A 14,149-nucleotide genomic window follows, 5' to 3' on the forward strand; every position below is an offset into this window, starting at 1 on the left:
GGCGGGCCGGTGCGGCGCCGGGCGCGAGCCGCACCCGGCCGAGGTCGGCGCGGGCGGCGGCCACCTCCCGGAAGGCGGCGAGCGCGGCGGTCTCGCCGGGGAGTTCGGCGTCCTCCGCCGGAGGAACGGCCGGGGTGCGGGCCTCGTCGAGGGCCTCGGAGAGACGCACGGCCTGGGCCCGCTCGTGTGCACCCGCGGTGCCGACCGGCTCGCCCCGGAGCAGCCGCTCCGCGGCCTCCCGGTCGAGCCACTGATACCGCTCGTCGGCCATCACATGTCCTTCTGCGTACACGCACGTGATTGCGTCACACCGCCGGGCGTCATGACCTCCGGTGGACGGCCGCGCTGCGGAGGGACTCCGTCCAGCGGGACGACGGACCCGCCGGCGCCGTCGGGACCGGCCGACTCCCCTTCGACGCCGAGGAGTTCGGCGAGCTTCTTGAGCCCCCGGTGGGCGGCGGTGCGTACGGCGCCGGGGCGCTTGCCCAGGGTGTCGGCGGCGCTCTTGGCGTCCAGACCGACGACGACGCGCAGCACGACGGCCTCGGCCTGGTCCTGCGGCAGCTGGGCGATCAGATGCATGGTGTGGCCGGTGGCCAGCGCCTCCAAGGCCTCGCCCGCCGTGTCGGACGCGGCGGGTTTCTCGGTGAGTTCGGTCTCGTCGGCGCCGACGGCGGGGCGCCTGCCGCGCATCCGGACGTGGTCGAGGGCGCGATTGCGCGCGATCCGGGCGGCCCAGCCGCGGAAGCGGTCGGCGTCGCCGTCGAAGCGGTCGAGGTCACGGGCGATCTGGAGCCAGGACTCCGAGGCGACGTCCTCGGCGTCGGCGTCGCCGACCAGTGTGCGTATGTAGCCGAGCAGCCGTGGATGCACGGCGCGGTACACAGTACGGAAGGCGTCCTCGTCCCCGTTCTGCGCAGCGAGCACCGCGGCCGTCAGCTCCGCGTCGTCCCCCAGCACTCCCCAAACCCTGTTCGTCGGTCGCGTCGTCGGCTGCGTGAACGGCTGGTCATCGCCGCCACGCCACCTCGCGCTTCAGAACGCTACGTCGTGCCGAGGCGCCGCGTCCACGCGATCCGCGCACTTGTACAACTTGCAACCTTCAGGCCCGGCCGGACGGTGTGACAGAAACCGCGGCCCCGGCGCTGATAGGAGTACGGAGTCGCGGCGCGGCTCCGCGGACGACGACCGAGGCCTCTCCTGTGGGGGGTGGTGGCCTCGGTCGTCTTCCCTTTTCTACGCCCCTGACCTGGGGTGATACCCAGCTTCCCGCATCGTGGCACGGTCCCGCGCGACCGACGCGCCGGAGCCTTCCCCTCCCCTTCGCCCCCTCCCCCCGAAGGGGCGCGTCCCGTCACGGGAACCCATGCGAACAGGCTGGCGACGGGGTACCCGCCCCCGCGCCCGGGACGACGCGGCGGCCTCGGCGGTGTCCGGTTCCCGCCCCCACTGTCAACCGAAGGTTGACACCCCTTAGGTGTCAACCTAGGGTTGCACTCATGACGAATCCAGTCGGTCCGAACGTCCCCATCCGTCTCGACGAACTCATCGAAGCGATCAAGAAGGTCCACCCCGACGCGCTGGATCAGCTCTCCGGCGCCGTCATCGCGGCGGACCACCTCGGCGACGTCGCCGACCACCTCATCGGCCACTTCGTGGACCAGGCCCGGCGCTCCGGTGCCTCCTGGACCGACATCGGCCGGAGCATGGGCGTCACCCGGCAGGCCGCCCAGAAGCGCTTCGTGCCCAAGGGTCCGGACGCGGAGAAGACGGACCCGAACGCGGGCTTCGGACGCTTCACCCCGCGGGCCCGGAACGTGGTCATGGCCTCCCAGAACGAGGCCACCGCCGCCGGAAACGCCGAGATCACCCCCGCCCATCTGGCCCTCGGGCTGCTCGCCGAGCCCGAGGGGCTCGCGATGCACTGGATCGGTACCCGGGGCGTGACCCCGGAGCGGCTCCGCGAGACGCTCGCCGCGACCCTGCCCCCGGCCGCCGCCGAACCGCCCACGCTCGTCCCGTACGACGCGGCGGCGAAGAAGGTCCTCGAACTGACCGTCCGCGAGGCCCTGCGCCTCGGCCACCCCTTCGTCGGCACCGAGCACATCCTGCTCGCCCTCCTGGAGCACGAGGACGGCACGGGCACCCTGACCGGACTCGGCCTCGACAAGGCGACGGCCGAGCGGGAGATCGCCGAACTGCTCGCGGCCGTGACGATCGAGACGCCACCGGAGGCGTAGGGGGCCGACGGGGGCGGGGAGGGCGGTTCCCGGAGGCGGCTCCGGGGCTCGGCTCCCGGGCGGTCCCAGGACTCGGCTCCGGAACCGGTCCCGGGGCGGTCCCGGGGCGGTCCCGGGGGCGATCCCGGGGGCGGTCCGGGGGCGGTCCCGGGGGCGCGCACGCCTAGGGTCGGACGGTCCGCGGGGGGACTTTTCGGCCCAGGCGCGCGCGGCCCGAGCCGCGTTCAGGACCCGCCTCCCCCAGGCTCCCCCGCCGGCCCGCCGCTCAGGCCGTGCGGGCCCGGCGGGAGACCACCGCGCGCAGGACCCGGCCGCCTTCGGCCGAGAGTTCGCGGGCGCGGCGCAGACCGGTGGGGCCGTGGGCGGCGGATTCGAGGACCGTGCGCTGACGGCGGAGTTCCCCGGCCAGCAGCGGGCCCGCGCCCTCCGCGTCCCCGGCCCGGCAGCGCTCGGCCAGTCCCTCGGGGCCGTCACCCGCGTCGTACCGCCCGTGCAGGACGAGGGCGGTGACGGAGCAGGCGTCGGCCCAGGCGCGCAGGGCGCCGGGGGTCCACGCCTCGGGGGCGGCGGCCAGCATTCCGCGTACGGCCTCGGCGTCCGTGGTGGCGGGTCCGTCCTGCGCCGCGTCCGCCGGGGCGGCGGGTGCGTCCAGCTCGGTCCGGGCCTTGGCGACGGCCTCGGCCCAGGCCCGGCCGTCACCCCGGGCGACGGCCGCCCACACCGGGCGCAGGACGTCGGCCCGGTCGGCGGCGAACAGCGGAAGGCAGCGGTCGAGGCAGGCGAGACCGGCCGCGGCCAGGCCCCGCTCGTCGGCCGCGTCGATCAGTTCCCGCAGATTCCGGCCCGTCACCGACACCACCGACGTCATGGACGCCTCCTTGCCACCCGATCCGGACGCGGTGCGTCCCCGCCTACGCTGCCGGGGGATGTTTTTTCGTCACCGCGCGGCCGGAATCATGCCAGTGGCCTTGGCGTGCTGCATAGAGGTCAGACGGCGCACGAGCAGAATCGCGAGCCCGGCGGCCACGATGCCCGCCGCGTCACCGGCGACGAGCCAGGAGGTGGCGTCGACGAGTTCCCCGGCACCCACGGAGCGGTCGAACTGGCCGGAACCGATCCGGTTCAGTGCCAGATGACAGGCGAAGCAGACCCACCAGCCGTTGAGCAGCGTCAGCTCACGGGGGCCGTCGGGCGCGGACGGATCGGGGCGGCTCGCCCGCCAGATGTCGGCGGCGACCGCGCGCGGGATCCAGAAGTTGGCGAGCGGGACGAACCAGCCGCCGATCGCCCAGCCGGGCGTACGGCTCATCAGGTCCCCGGCCCAGACCTCGGCGTTGAGCCGCAGCCGGTGGAACCAGACGATGAAGACGACCGTGGTCGCCAGGAACAGCAGGAACTGCGCGCTCCAGGCGAGCGTGAGCGCGGTGGTGGAGTCCGACACCAGGGCGGCGGGGTCCTCCTGGATGTCGACGAGACGCGACCGGAGGTCCAGGTCGCCGATCAGGCTGAGCGTGTCGACGACGGCGGTGACGCCGAGCAGCGACACCACGGCATACGAAAGTCCGTTCGGATTGCGGAGCATGGTGGTGCGATTCCCCCCAGGGGCGTACGGCGCCCCTCCCCGAGGCGCCGAGGCGGCCACACGGCCGCCGCCGGAGGAACGTACGCGGAAACCCCCTGCCACGTCCACGACAAAAAACCAGGTCAGCCCCGGACCTTCGTCGCGAGGGCCCGGAACTGGTCCCAGCCGAGCGTCGGCTTCCCCGGGTCCCAGACCTTCTGGGAGAGGGCCGCCAGCGGCATCCGGATGCCGTCCGCCACCTGCGCCTGCGTCTGCGCGCCGGAGAGGTCGCACCAGACGGCGAAGCGGGCGCCGAGGATCCGGTCCTCGTACCGGGCGGGGACGGGGGCGGTGCCCCGGAGCACGCGCGGGGTCCACTGCTCGTAGATACGGCGGCCGGTCGGGTACGTGAAGCCGTTGGGCTGGCCGAGTACGTAGTAGAGGTACTCGTCGTTGAGGTTGACCAGCTCGCGGCCCGCGCTCAGATACGCGGCCGGGTCGCGGGCGCCGTACTCCTTGCCCGTCCAGTACTCGACCTCGATGTCCTCGGCCGCCTGGACGACCCCGCCGCCGAAGAAGCCGTCGTTCCACGCCTTGAGGGTCTTGCCGGTGGGCCGGACGGTGGCCGCCCGGTCGTTCAGCCAGCCGGTGGCCAGGTCCTTCACCCGGGCGTCGGGGCCGTACCTGGCGCGGGCGGCGCGGGCCAGACCCGGATAGGTGGCCTCGGGGTCCTTCGCCATGAGGGCGACGTACTCGTCGGCGCCCAGATGCCAGTACGCCCCGGGGAAGAGCTGGGCGTACTCGCGCAGCAGCTCGTCGACGATCCTCGCGGCGGCCGGGTTCGCGATGTCCACGGCGCCGCGCGGGGCCCGGCCGGTCACGCTGCGGAGCTGGAGTCCGGGGTGGGCGGCGATGACGGCGCCGAGGTGCCCGGGGGAGTCGATCTCGGGGACGACGGTGACGTGCCGCTCGGCGGCGAGCGCCAGGATCCGGCGGACCTCGGCCTTGGTGAGGTGCCGGGCCGAGACGATCTCGGGGTGACTGTCGGAGGCGATGCGGAAGCCCTGGTCGTCGGAGAAGTGCAGCCCGAGCTGGTTGAGCTTGAGATCGCCCATCTCGCGGACGCGGTCCTCGATCCAGCCCGCCGTGAAGGGCTTGCGGGCGATGTCGAGGTTGAGCCCGCGCTGCGGCTTCGCCGGCCGGTCGGTGACGGTCCCCTCGGGTATCGCGCCGGTGGCCTTGACCGACTGCTTGAGGGTGCGGGTGCCGTAGAAGACGCCCGCCTCGTCGGGCCCGCTGATCCGGACCCGCCCGTCGCGCACGACCAGGGTGTACGACTCGGGGGCGCCGCCCGGATCCCCCAGGGCCAGCTCCACGTCGCCGGGTCCGGCGGGGACGGCGCCCCGGTAGGCGATGCCGAGTTCCCCGGCGATCAGCTTCCCCTCGTCGGCGAGGCCCTCGGCGTTCCCCGCGAGGACGACCCCGGCGCCGGAGGCGGGCTTCCAGCCGGGCCCCCGGGCGGGCTCGTGCGCACGGACGGCGGGCACGGTGCGGGGGGCGCTGGAGAGGGGGTAGGCCCGGCTGGGCGTCGGGGTGGGGGTGGGAGTGGGAGTGGTGGGCGCTTCGGCGGGGGCGGTGGGGGTGGCCCGGGTCCCGTCGGGGCCGGTGGGGGCGGGGGCCGCGGGAGACGGCGACCCGGTCGGGGATCCGTTCGAGCAGGCCGCCACGGCGACCAGTGTCACCGCGGTCGCCAGAAGCGCGGGGCCCTTGTGGGGCCCTCGTATGGAGTACCGCATCACCGGAATCCTCCCGTACGGAGCACGAGCGGGCCAATCGGACATCGATCCGGGGCCTCGCGAACGGCGGACGCCGGGGCCGCGCGAACGGCGGACGCCGAGGTCTCGCGAACGGCTGGCACCGAGGTCTCGCGAGAGAAACACGCCGGGGCCGCGCGGAGGGGACGTTTCCGCCCTCCGGGTCGTTCGACGGGGGAACGGCCCCGGCGAGGGGGTGGCGGCTCGCGGAGCCCGCCGTGGCCTCCGACCGGAACCCCCGCGTCCATCACCGGTTCTGAAACTCGCCTTTCCGGGTGAAATTCGCGCATCCGTCGGACACCTCCCCCGCCCCGTCGATAACGTTGCGTCACATCCACCCCACACACCCCATCCGTCCCGGAGTACCGGAGTCCACGCTGACCAGCGACGCCCCTGTCCCCTGCCGGAACCCGGGCCCCGCCGGCGCGCCCGTCACCTCCGCCATACCCACGCAGCACCGGGGGCTCCCCTCGTACGGGCTGACCGGTTTCAACGGTGCCGCCCCCGCCGAGGCCAGGGCCCTGCTGCTCTCCTGCTGCCGAAGCCGCCGCTGGGCCGAACGGGTCGCGGCGCACCGTCCGTACCCGACCGTGGACGCCCTCCTCGCCGCCGCCGACGAGGCCGGGTACGACCTCTCCCGGGCCGATCTCGACGAAGCCCTGGCCGCCGAGACCCCGCTGCCGCCGCGCCCCGACGCGCCGCCCGCGGCCAGGACCGCGCTGCGGGCGGCCCACGCCGCCTACGCCAGCAGATTCGGACACGCGTTCGTTATCAGCCTGGACGGAGTGCGCCCCGGGCTGCGTCTCGACCGGGTGCTCGCCGGAATCCGGTCACGTCTCGGCAACGAAGCGGAGGAGGAGAGGGCCGTCTCGGCCGAGGAACTGCGCCGACTCGCCAGGGGTCGGCTGGCCTTCCGGCTCGCCGAACGGCCCGTATCCCGGCACCCCGCGTAGCGATTAGCCCGAAAGGCGGCGTTTTCGCCGCTCACAGTAGCCCTTCCGTGCCTGATTGATCACACCTATGGACCCCGCGCGAGCGAACCGACAAGTCGTCGCTACGATGACCGGGGCCGGTGGACCGTACCCGGCCGGGCCAGACCGACAGAAAGCCGGCCGGCCCCGATCCCCGCTCCCGGAGGGTTTTTCCGTGCCGGCTGGAACGCTGTACCGCGGCCGGGAAGGAATGTGGTCCTGGGTGGCTCATCGAGTCACCGGCGTCCTCATCTTCTTCTTCCTGTTCGTACACGTGCTGGACACCGCTCTCGTCCGCGTCTCTCCCGAGGCGTACGACGAGGTCGTCGCGACCTACAAGACGCCGATCGTCGCTCTTCTTGAGTACGGCCTCGTCGCAGCCATCCTCTTCCACGCGCTGAACGGTCTCCGTGTCATCGCCGTGGACTTCTGGTCCAAGGGCCCGCGCTACCAGAAGCAGATGCTCTGGACCGTCGTGGGCATCTGGGTCGTGCTGATGGCGGGCTCCCTGTACCCCGTCCTCGGCCACGCCGCACGTGAACTGTTCGGGAGCTGACGCCAGACATGTCCGCTGACACCACCTCCGCCGCGATCGGCCCCGTCGAGGGCGCCGCCTACGACGTGGACAACCCCGCGCCGTACATCGAGGCCCCCCGCAAGCGCACCGGCAAGACCCCGCGCGCGACCCGAGGCAACTTCGAGATGGCCGCGTGGCTCTTCATGCGCCTCTCCGGTGTCGTCCTCGTCGTGCTGGTCCTCGGCCACCTGCTGATCCAGCTCTTCCTGGACGGCGGCGTCTCCAAGATCGGCTTCGCCTTCGTGGCCGGCCGCTGGGCGTCCCCGTTCTGGCAGGTCTGGGACCTGCTGATGCTGTGGCTCGCCATGCTGCACGGCGCCAACGGCCTCCGCACCGTCATCAACGACTACGCGGAGCGGGCCAACACGCGCCTGTGGCTCAAGGGCCTGCTGTACACCGCCACGGTGTTCACCATCCTTCTGGGCACGCTGGTGATCTTCACCTTCGACCCGAACATCCGCTAGGCACGGGGCTGAGGTAACCAACGTCATGAAGATCCACAAGTACGACACCGTCATCGTCGGCGCCGGTGGCGCGGGCATGCGCGCGGCCATCGAGTCGACGAAGCGCAGCCGCACCGCCGTCCTGACGAAGCTCTACCCCACCCGCTCCCACACGGGCGCCGCGCAGGGCGGCATGGCCGCCGCGCTGGCGAACGTGGAGGAGGACAACTGGGAGTGGCACACCTTCGACACGGTCAAGGGCGGTGACTACCTGGTCGACCAGGACGCCGCCGAGATCCTGGCGAAGGAGGCCATCGACGCCGTCCTCGACCTGGAGAAGATGGGCCTGCCGTTCAACCGCACCCCGAACGGCACCATCGACCAGCGCCGCTTCGGCGGCCACTCGCGCAACCACGGCGAGGCCCCGGTCCGCCGGTCCTGCTACGCCGCGGACCGCACCGGCCACATGATCCTCCAGACGCTGTACCAGAACTGCGTCAAGGAGGGCGTGGAGTTCTTCAACGAGTTCTACGTCCTGGACCAGCTGATCACCGAGGTCGACGGGGTCAAGCACTCCGCCGGCGTCGTCGCCTACGAGCTGGCCACCGGCGAGATCCACATCTTCCAGGCCAAGGCCGTCATCTACGCCTCCGGCGGCACCGGCAAGTTCTTCAAGGTGACCTCCAACGCCCACACCCTCACCGGTGACGGCCAGGCCGCCTGCTTCCGCCGCGGTCTGCCCCTGGAGGACATGGAGTTCTTCCAGTTCCACCCGACGGGCATCTGGCGCATGGGCATCCTGCTCACGGAGGGCGCCCGCGGCGAGGGCGGCATCCTGCGCAACAAGGACGGCGAGCGCTTCATGGAGAAGTACGCGCCCGTCATGAAGGACCTGGCCTCCCGTGACGTCGTCTCCCGCTCCATCTACACGGAGATCCGCGAGGGCCGCGGCTGCGGTCCCGAGGGCGACCACGTCTACCTGGACCTGACGCACCTTCCGCCGGAGCAGCTGGACGCCAAGCTCCCGGACATCACCGAGTTCGCCCGTACGTACCTCGGCATCGAGCCGTACACGGACCCGATCCCGATCCAGCCCACCGCGCACTACGCCATGGGCGGCATCCCGACCAACGTCGAGGGTGAGGTCCTCTCGGACAACACCACCGTCGTCCCGGGTCTGTACGCGGCCGGCGAGGTCGCCTGTGTCTCCGTGCACGGCGCCAACCGTCTCGGCACCAACTCGCTGCTCGACATCAACGTCTTCGGCAAGCGCTCCGGCATCGCCGCCGCCGAGTACTCCGCCAAGAGCGACTTCGTCGAGCTGCCGGAGAACCCGGAGTCCCTCGTCGTCGCGCAGATCGAGAAGCTGCGCAACGCCACGGGCAGCGAGCGGGTCGCCGACCTGCGCCGCGAGCTCCAGGAGACGATGGACGCCAACGTGATGGTCTTCCGTACGGAGCAGACCATCAAGACGGCCGTCGACAAGATCGCCGAGCTGCGCGAGCGCTACGAGAACGTCTCGATCCAGGACAAGGGCAAGCGCTTCAACACCGACCTCCTGGAGGCCATCGAGCTGGGCAACCTGCTCGAACTGGCCGAGGTCATGGCCATCTCGGCCCTGGCGCGCAAGGAGTCCCGCGGCGGTCACTACCGCGAGGACTACCCGAACCGCGACGACGTCAACTTCATGCGCCACACGATGGCGTACCGCGAGGTCGGCGAGAACGGCTCCGAGACCGTGCGTCTCGACTACAAGCCGGTCGTCCAGACCCGCTACCAGCCGATGGAGCGTAAGTACTGATGGCTACCCCCGTACTGGACAAGGTCGAGGCGGAGTCCGCCGCCTCCCCCTACATCACGGTCACGATGCGGATCCGCCGCTTCAACCCCGAGGTGTCGGACGCTTCGGTCTGGGAGGACTTCCAGATCGAGATCGACCCCAAGGAGCGGGTGCTCGACGCCCTCCACAAGATCAAGTGGGACGTCGACGGCACGCTGACCTTCCGCCGCTCGTGCGCGCACGGCATCTGCGGCTCGGACGCGATGCGGATCAACGGCAAGAACAGGCTCGCCTGCAAGACGCTGATCAAGGACATCAACCCCGAGAAGCCGATCACGGTCGAGGCCATCAAGGGCCTGACGGTGCTCAAGGACCTCGTGGTCGACATGGAGCCGTTCTTCCAGGCGTACCGGGACGTCATGCCGTTCCTGGTCACCAAGGGGAACGAGCCGACCCGCGAGCGTCTTCAGTCCGCCGAGGACCGCGAGCGCTTCGACGACACCACCAAGTGCATCCTGTGCGCCGCGTGCACCTCGTCCTGCCCGGTCTTCTGGAACGACGGCCAGTACTTCGGTCCCGCCGCCATCGTCAACGCGCACCGCTTCATCTTCGACTCGCGTGACGAGGCGGGCGAGCAGCGCCTGGAGATCCTGAACGACAAGGACGGCGTGTGGCGCTGCCGCACCACGTTCAACTGCACGGACGCCTGCCCGCGTGGCATCGAGGTCACGAAGGCGATCCAGGAGGTCAAGCGCGCGCTGATCACGCGTCGCTTCTGACACCCCGCTCGGCCGGTCGAGCCCGCTTCTGTACGCTGCGCGTGCGGAAGCGGGCTTTTCCATGCCCGTTCTCCCTTTTCGTGAAGAACGTCGTGAAGGACGGGGACAGATGAGCGAGCCGAACCCTTACAAGCCGGAGGGGTACGAGTGGGGTCCGGGCCAGCAGCCGCCGGTTCCGGGCCAGGACTACCCTCAGGCGCCCGCGTACCAGCCGCCGGTGCCCGGCGGGATGCCGATGCCCCCGCAGCACGCGCCGATGCCCCTGACGGGCGGGGCTCCGCTGCTGAGCCTGGGTGACATCACCGTGGTCGGCGACCAGATCATCACTCCGGCAGGACCGATGCCGCTGAAGGGCGCCGTCTGGAACGCGACGGACATGTCGCGGACCGAGGAGAAGATCCCGACGGTGGCGATCGTGCTCGCGATCGTCTTCTTCCTCTTCTGCCTGCTCGGACTGCTCTTCCTGCTGATGAAGGAGAAGCAGACCACCGGCTTCATCCAGATCACCGTCACCAGCGGCGGACGCCATCACTCGACGATGATCCCGGCGCGTGGCCCGGACACCTTCCCGTGGGTGATGGGTCAGCTCAACTACGCCCGCTCGCTGAGCATCTGACGCCAGGGCGGGCCACCGCCCCCCATCCTCCCCCTCCCCACCTCTTCTCCTCCCGCACCGGACGAGGCTTCCGCCCCGCCCGGACTTGAACATGTTCAAAGAGAGGTCTACCGTCAGGACGGTCAGCTTTTGAACGCGTTCAAGGGAGGGTGGGGCATGGACCTCACTGTCATCGCGTACATCGTCTATCTGCTCATCAGCGTGGGCCTGACCATCTGGGTCGCCCGGACCCTCAGCCGTAACGGCAGGCTCTTCCTCTCCGACGTGCTGCACGGGAACGAGAAGCTCGCCGACGCGGTCAACCACCTGCTCGTGGTGGGCTTCTACCTCGTCAACTTCGGCTTCGTCGCCCTCTATCTGAACCAGGACGAGGCCGTCGGGGACGCCCGGGGCCTCTTCGAGGCGCTCTCCGTGAAGCTCGGGGTCGTCCTGCTCGTCCTCGGCGCCCTGCACCTCGGCAACGTGTACGTCCTCAACAAGATGCGCCGCCGGGGCGTCATGGAGCGCGAGCAGGTGCCGCCGGTCCGCCCGCAGAACTGGACCGCCTCGCCGAAGAACGGCCCCTGGGCCCCGCCCGCGCCCCAGGGGTGACCCGCCGTGCCGATCCCCGTCAGGCGACTGACCGTCCTGTACGACGCCGACTGCCCGCTCTGCGTCCACCTCAGGCACTGGCTGCTGCGACAGCCGCAGCTCGTCCCGCTCGACCTGGTCCCTGCGGGCTCCCACGAGGCCAGGCGCCGCTTCCCCGCCCTCGACCACGAGTCCACCCTGCGGGAGATCACCGTGGTCGGGGACCGGGGCCAGGTCTACCGGGAGACCTCCGCCTGGATCGTCTGCCTCTGGGCGCTCGCCGACCACCGGGCCAAGGCCCACTGGCTCGCCACCCCCACCGGGCAGCCCTTCGCCCGGGTGACGGTGCTCGCCGCGGCGAAGTGGCGGGAGGCCCTGAAGGGCCCAGGGGAGCCCTGCGAGGCCGGGCGCTGCGAGGCACCCGGTCCGCCCGGCTAGGCTCGACCACGTGAAGGACGAGAAGGAAGAGAAGAAGGCGGCCCCGAAGAGCGAGCAGACCCGCACGCTCATCCTGGAGACCGCGCTCCGGCTGTTCAAGGAACGCGGGTACGACAAGACGACGATGCGGGCCATCGCCCAGGAGGCCGGGGTCTCCGTGGGGAACGCGTACTACTACTTCTCGTCCAAGGAGCACCTGGTCCAGGGCTTCTACGACCGGATCGCCCAGGAACACCAGACGGCCGTCGAGCCCCTGCTCTCCGGCGACGAGAAGGACCTCACGGCCCGCATCCGGGGGGTCTACCTCGGCTGGCTCGACATCGCCGGGCCGTACCACGAGTTCGCGTCCCAGTTCTTCAAGAACGCCGCCGACCCGGACAGCCCGCTCAGCCCCTTCTCCCCGGAGTCGGAGGGGCCCCGGGAGGCGGCGATCGAGGTGCACCGGCGGGTCATCTCCGGCGCCTCCGTGAAGGTCGACCCGGAACTGCGCGAGGCCCTGCCCCAGTTGCTGTGGCTCCAGCAGATGGGGCTCGTCCTCTTCTGGGTGTACGACCGCTCCGAAGGCGCCGCCAACAGCCGGCGTCTGGTGGAGCGGCTCGCGCCGGTCACCGCCCGCGCGATCTCGCTCTCCCGCTTCCGGATCCTGCGCCCGCTGGTCAAGGAGACCCACGAGCTGCTCGCCGACTTCATGCCGACGGCGGCCGGAATGGCCGCTTCGGGCAGGCCCGCCGAGCGGGCCCGCCCGAAGCGGTCCTAGACGACGCCCTCCGGGAGCGTCAGATCCAGCTCAGCTCCCACAGGCGCCAGAGACCGGCGGTGCCGTCCGAGACGTTCTGCGAACCGGCGACCGAGTCCGTGGACAGGACGTAGTCCTTCTTCTGCCAGAGCGGGACCAGCGGGACCTCGTCGGCCACCTCGCTCTGGATCGCCTTGAAGTCGCCGGTCGCCCGCGAACGGTCGCTGTACTGCTGCGTCGAGGCGATCAGGCTGTCGATCCGGGCGTCGGAGAAGCCGTTGTGCATGCTGTTCCCGGTGCCGACGAGCGGCGCCGTGAAGTTGTCGGAGTCCGGGAAGTCGGGGAGCCAGCCGACGGTGTACGCGTCGTAGGTGCCCTTCGCGTACGCCTTCTGGAACTCGGTCCACTTGACCTCGACGGGCTTGACCTTGAAGAGGCCCGTCTCCTCCAGCTGCCGCTTGATCTCGTTGGTCTCGGCGGCGTAGGTGAGGTCCTTGCGGTAGGCGAAGGTGAACGTCACCGGGGTGTCGATCCCGGCTTCCTCCAGGATCTTCTTCGCCTTGGCCGGGTCGGGCTCCGGGTAGGTGTCGTAGAAGGCGGTGCTGTGCCCGATGAAGCCCTGCGGCACCAGCGAGTACAGCGGCTCGACCGTGCCCTTGTACGCGCCCGTGGTGATCGCCGGGCGGTCGATGAGCGACGCGACGGCCTGCCGGACGGCCTTGTCGGCCATCGGGCGGCCGGGCCGGGTGTTGAAGTTCAGATTGCGGATCTCGGCACTGCCCGCCTCGGTGACCCGGGTGCCGTCGTTGGTGTCGACGGTGGAGAGGAAGGCCGGCGGCATCTGCCGGTGGGTCACCTGGATCTCCTTCGCCTTCCAGGCGTCGGCGAGGTCCTCGGACTGGGCGTAGTACTTCACCCGCACCGGGCCGCCGACCTTGGCGATGGAGCCCTTGTAGCGCGGATTGGGCTCCAGGAGGGCGACGTCGCCGCTCTTGTACTCCTTGAGGACGTACGGCCCCGAGCCGTCGACCTCGCCGCCCGCGCGCAGCTTGTCCGCCGGGTACTTGTCCTTGTCGACGATCGAACCGGCACCCGTCGCCACCTTCAGCGGGAACGTGGCGTCCCGGGCGCTCAGGTGGAAGGTGACCAGACGCCCGTCGGCCGTGACGCTCTTCAGCGTGGGGAAGAGCGGCAGCGGACCGACGTCCGCCTTGATCCGCAGGATGCGCTCGAAGGAGTACTTGACGTCCTCGCCGGTGATCTTGCGCCCATTGGAGAACGCGAGGTCGTCGCGGAGCGTGCACTGGTACGTGGTGAGCTTCGCGTCCACGAACTTGCAGCCCTCCGCCGCGTCCGGGACCGGGGTGGTGAACCCCGGCTTGAACGTCAGCAGCGACTGGAAGAGATTGCTGTAAATGGCCCAGGAACCGGCGTCGTACGCGCCGGCCGGGTCCAGTGAAGTGACCTCGTCGGTGGTGCCGACGCTGATGGGTTCGGCGCTGCCGACGTCGGAGGGCAGGAGTTGCCAGCCCCCCACTCCGGCCGCCACCAGTACTCCACAAGTGATGAGGATCCGCAGACGGACCGTCGACCGCATTGCCGTGCTTCCTTTATTCGTCCACCC

15 protein-coding genes and 1 pseudogene are annotated in these 14,149 nt (G+C 70.9%); 10 read left to right on the top strand and 6 right to left on the bottom strand.

Going from position 1 to position 14,149, the window contains the following annotated elements; all coding sequences use genetic code 11:
- Together BU197_RS21730 and BU197_RS21735 are read right to left on the bottom strand one after the other, a co-directional pair.
- Positions 1-271, bottom strand: a pseudogene (locus BU197_RS21730) (extensin); the annotation flags it as partial.
- Positions 271-960, bottom strand: coding sequence for an RNA polymerase sigma factor (locus BU197_RS21735; protein ID WP_188269986.1), 690 nt, complete (start codon positions 958-960; stop codon positions 271-273). The gene BU197_RS21735 and the pseudogene BU197_RS21730, both read right to left, overlap by 1 nt.
- 539 nt (positions 961-1,499) lie before the next feature.
- On the opposite strand from BU197_RS21735, the gene BU197_RS21740 reads away from it, so the two are divergent.
- Positions 1,500-2,240 (top strand): Clp protease N-terminal domain-containing protein, encoded by a 741-nt coding sequence (locus BU197_RS21740; protein WP_188269987.1) that lies wholly within the window; start codon positions 1,500-1,502, stop codon positions 2,238-2,240.
- 265 nt (positions 2,241-2,505) lie between these two features.
- Here the strand turns inward: BU197_RS21740 and BU197_RS21745 are convergent, their stop codons facing one another.
- From BU197_RS21745 to BU197_RS21755, 3 genes are all read right to left on the bottom strand, one after another.
- Positions 2,506-3,099, bottom strand: coding sequence for a hypothetical protein (locus BU197_RS21745; protein ID WP_188270028.1), 594 nt, complete (start codon positions 3,097-3,099; stop codon positions 2,506-2,508).
- A 78-nt stretch (positions 3,100-3,177) separates the two neighbouring features.
- Complete coding sequence (locus BU197_RS21750; protein ID WP_188269988.1) at positions 3,178-3,822, bottom strand: DUF4328 domain-containing protein; 645 nt, start codon at positions 3,820-3,822, stop codon at positions 3,178-3,180.
- 122 nt (positions 3,823-3,944) lie between these two features.
- Positions 3,945-5,597: a beta-N-acetylhexosaminidase gene (locus BU197_RS21755; RefSeq protein ID WP_188269989.1), complete on the bottom strand. Its 1,653-nt coding sequence runs from the start codon at positions 5,595-5,597 to the stop codon at positions 3,945-3,947.
- Positions 5,598-5,992: 395 nt separating this feature from the next.
- On the opposite strand from BU197_RS21755, the gene BU197_RS21760 reads away from it, so the two are divergent.
- From BU197_RS21760 to BU197_RS21800, 9 genes are all read left to right on the top strand, one after another.
- A complete protein-coding gene (locus BU197_RS21760) occupies positions 5,993-6,568 on the top strand; it encodes a 2-oxo-4-hydroxy-4-carboxy-5-ureidoimidazoline decarboxylase (protein WP_188270029.1) in 576 nt (191 codons plus the stop codon).
- Positions 6,569-6,761: 193 nt separating this feature from the next.
- The gene (sdhC, locus tag BU197_RS21765) at positions 6,762-7,142 is read left to right on the top strand and encodes a succinate dehydrogenase, cytochrome b556 subunit (protein WP_015035721.1); all 381 of its coding nucleotides are present in this window, start codon (positions 6,762-6,764) and stop codon (positions 7,140-7,142) included.
- An 8-nt stretch (positions 7,143-7,150) separates the two neighbouring features.
- On the top strand, positions 7,151-7,627 hold the full coding sequence (locus BU197_RS21770; RefSeq protein WP_188269990.1) for a succinate dehydrogenase hydrophobic membrane anchor subunit: 477 nt from the start codon (positions 7,151-7,153) through the stop codon (positions 7,625-7,627).
- Positions 7,628-7,652: 25 nt separating this feature from the next.
- On the top strand, positions 7,653-9,407 hold the full coding sequence (sdhA, locus tag BU197_RS21775) for a succinate dehydrogenase flavoprotein subunit (protein WP_188269991.1): 1,755 nt from the start codon (positions 7,653-7,655) through the stop codon (positions 9,405-9,407).
- Positions 9,407-10,165 carry a succinate dehydrogenase iron-sulfur subunit gene (locus BU197_RS21780; protein WP_030318427.1) on the top strand — a complete coding sequence of 253 codons (759 nt, stop codon included), beginning with the start codon at positions 9,407-9,409 and terminating at the stop codon, positions 10,163-10,165. Before sdhA ends, BU197_RS21780 begins: the two co-directional genes overlap by 1 nt.
- A gap of 109 nt (positions 10,166-10,274) precedes the next feature.
- Positions 10,275-10,781: a hypothetical protein gene (locus BU197_RS21785; RefSeq protein WP_188269992.1), complete on the top strand. Its 507-nt coding sequence runs from the start codon at positions 10,275-10,277 to the stop codon at positions 10,779-10,781.
- Between the two features lie 156 nt (positions 10,782-10,937).
- Positions 10,938-11,372: a hypothetical protein gene (locus tag BU197_RS21790; protein WP_188269993.1), complete on the top strand. Its 435-nt coding sequence runs from the start codon at positions 10,938-10,940 to the stop codon at positions 11,370-11,372.
- 6 nt (positions 11,373-11,378) lie between these two features.
- Positions 11,379-11,789, top strand: coding sequence for a thiol-disulfide oxidoreductase DCC family protein (locus BU197_RS21795; RefSeq protein ID WP_188269994.1), 411 nt, complete (start codon positions 11,379-11,381; stop codon positions 11,787-11,789).
- A gap of 10 nt (positions 11,790-11,799) precedes the next feature.
- Positions 11,800-12,546: a TetR/AcrR family transcriptional regulator gene (locus BU197_RS21800; RefSeq protein WP_188269995.1), complete on the top strand. Its 747-nt coding sequence runs from the start codon at positions 11,800-11,802 to the stop codon at positions 12,544-12,546.
- Between the two features lie 19 nt (positions 12,547-12,565).
- Here BU197_RS21800 and BU197_RS21805 read toward each other — a convergent pair whose 3' ends face one another.
- Positions 12,566-14,122 carry an ABC transporter substrate-binding protein gene (locus BU197_RS21805; protein ID WP_188269996.1) on the bottom strand — a complete coding sequence of 519 codons (1,557 nt, stop codon included), beginning with the start codon at positions 14,120-14,122 and terminating at the stop codon, positions 12,566-12,568.
- Between the last annotated feature and the right edge of the window lie 27 nt (positions 14,123-14,149).

Source organism: Streptomyces sp. CBMA291 (assembly GCF_014596525.1).
In the GTDB taxonomy this organism is placed as follows: domain Bacteria; phylum Actinomycetota; class Actinomycetes; order Streptomycetales; family Streptomycetaceae; genus Streptomyces.

What these genes read in the sequence shown, in the direction of transcription:
- BU197_RS21740 (WP_188269987.1), top strand. Translation starts at nt 1,500, where the DNA reads ATGACGAATCCAGTCGGTCCGAACGTCCCCATCCGTCTCGACGAACTC.
- BU197_RS21750 (WP_188269988.1), bottom strand. Translation starts at nt 3,822, where the DNA reads ATGCTCCGCAATCCGAACGGACTTTCGTATGCCGTGGTGTCGCTGCTC.
- BU197_RS21755 (WP_188269989.1), bottom strand. Translation starts at nt 5,597, where the DNA reads ATGCGGTACTCCATACGAGGGCCCCACAAGGGCCCCGCGCTTCTGGCG.
- BU197_RS21770 (WP_188269990.1), top strand. Translation starts at nt 7,151, where the DNA reads ATGTCCGCTGACACCACCTCCGCCGCGATCGGCCCCGTCGAGGGCGCC.
- sdhA (WP_188269991.1), top strand. Translation starts at nt 7,653, where the DNA reads ATGAAGATCCACAAGTACGACACCGTCATCGTCGGCGCCGGTGGCGCG.
- BU197_RS21780 (WP_030318427.1), top strand. Translation starts at nt 9,407, where the DNA reads ATGGCTACCCCCGTACTGGACAAGGTCGAGGCGGAGTCCGCCGCCTCC.
- BU197_RS21785 (WP_188269992.1), top strand. Translation starts at nt 10,275, where the DNA reads ATGAGCGAGCCGAACCCTTACAAGCCGGAGGGGTACGAGTGGGGTCCG.
- BU197_RS21790 (WP_188269993.1), top strand. Translation starts at nt 10,938, where the DNA reads ATGGACCTCACTGTCATCGCGTACATCGTCTATCTGCTCATCAGCGTG.
- BU197_RS21805 (WP_188269996.1), bottom strand. Translation starts at nt 14,122, where the DNA reads ATGCGGTCGACGGTCCGTCTGCGGATCCTCATCACTTGTGGAGTACTG.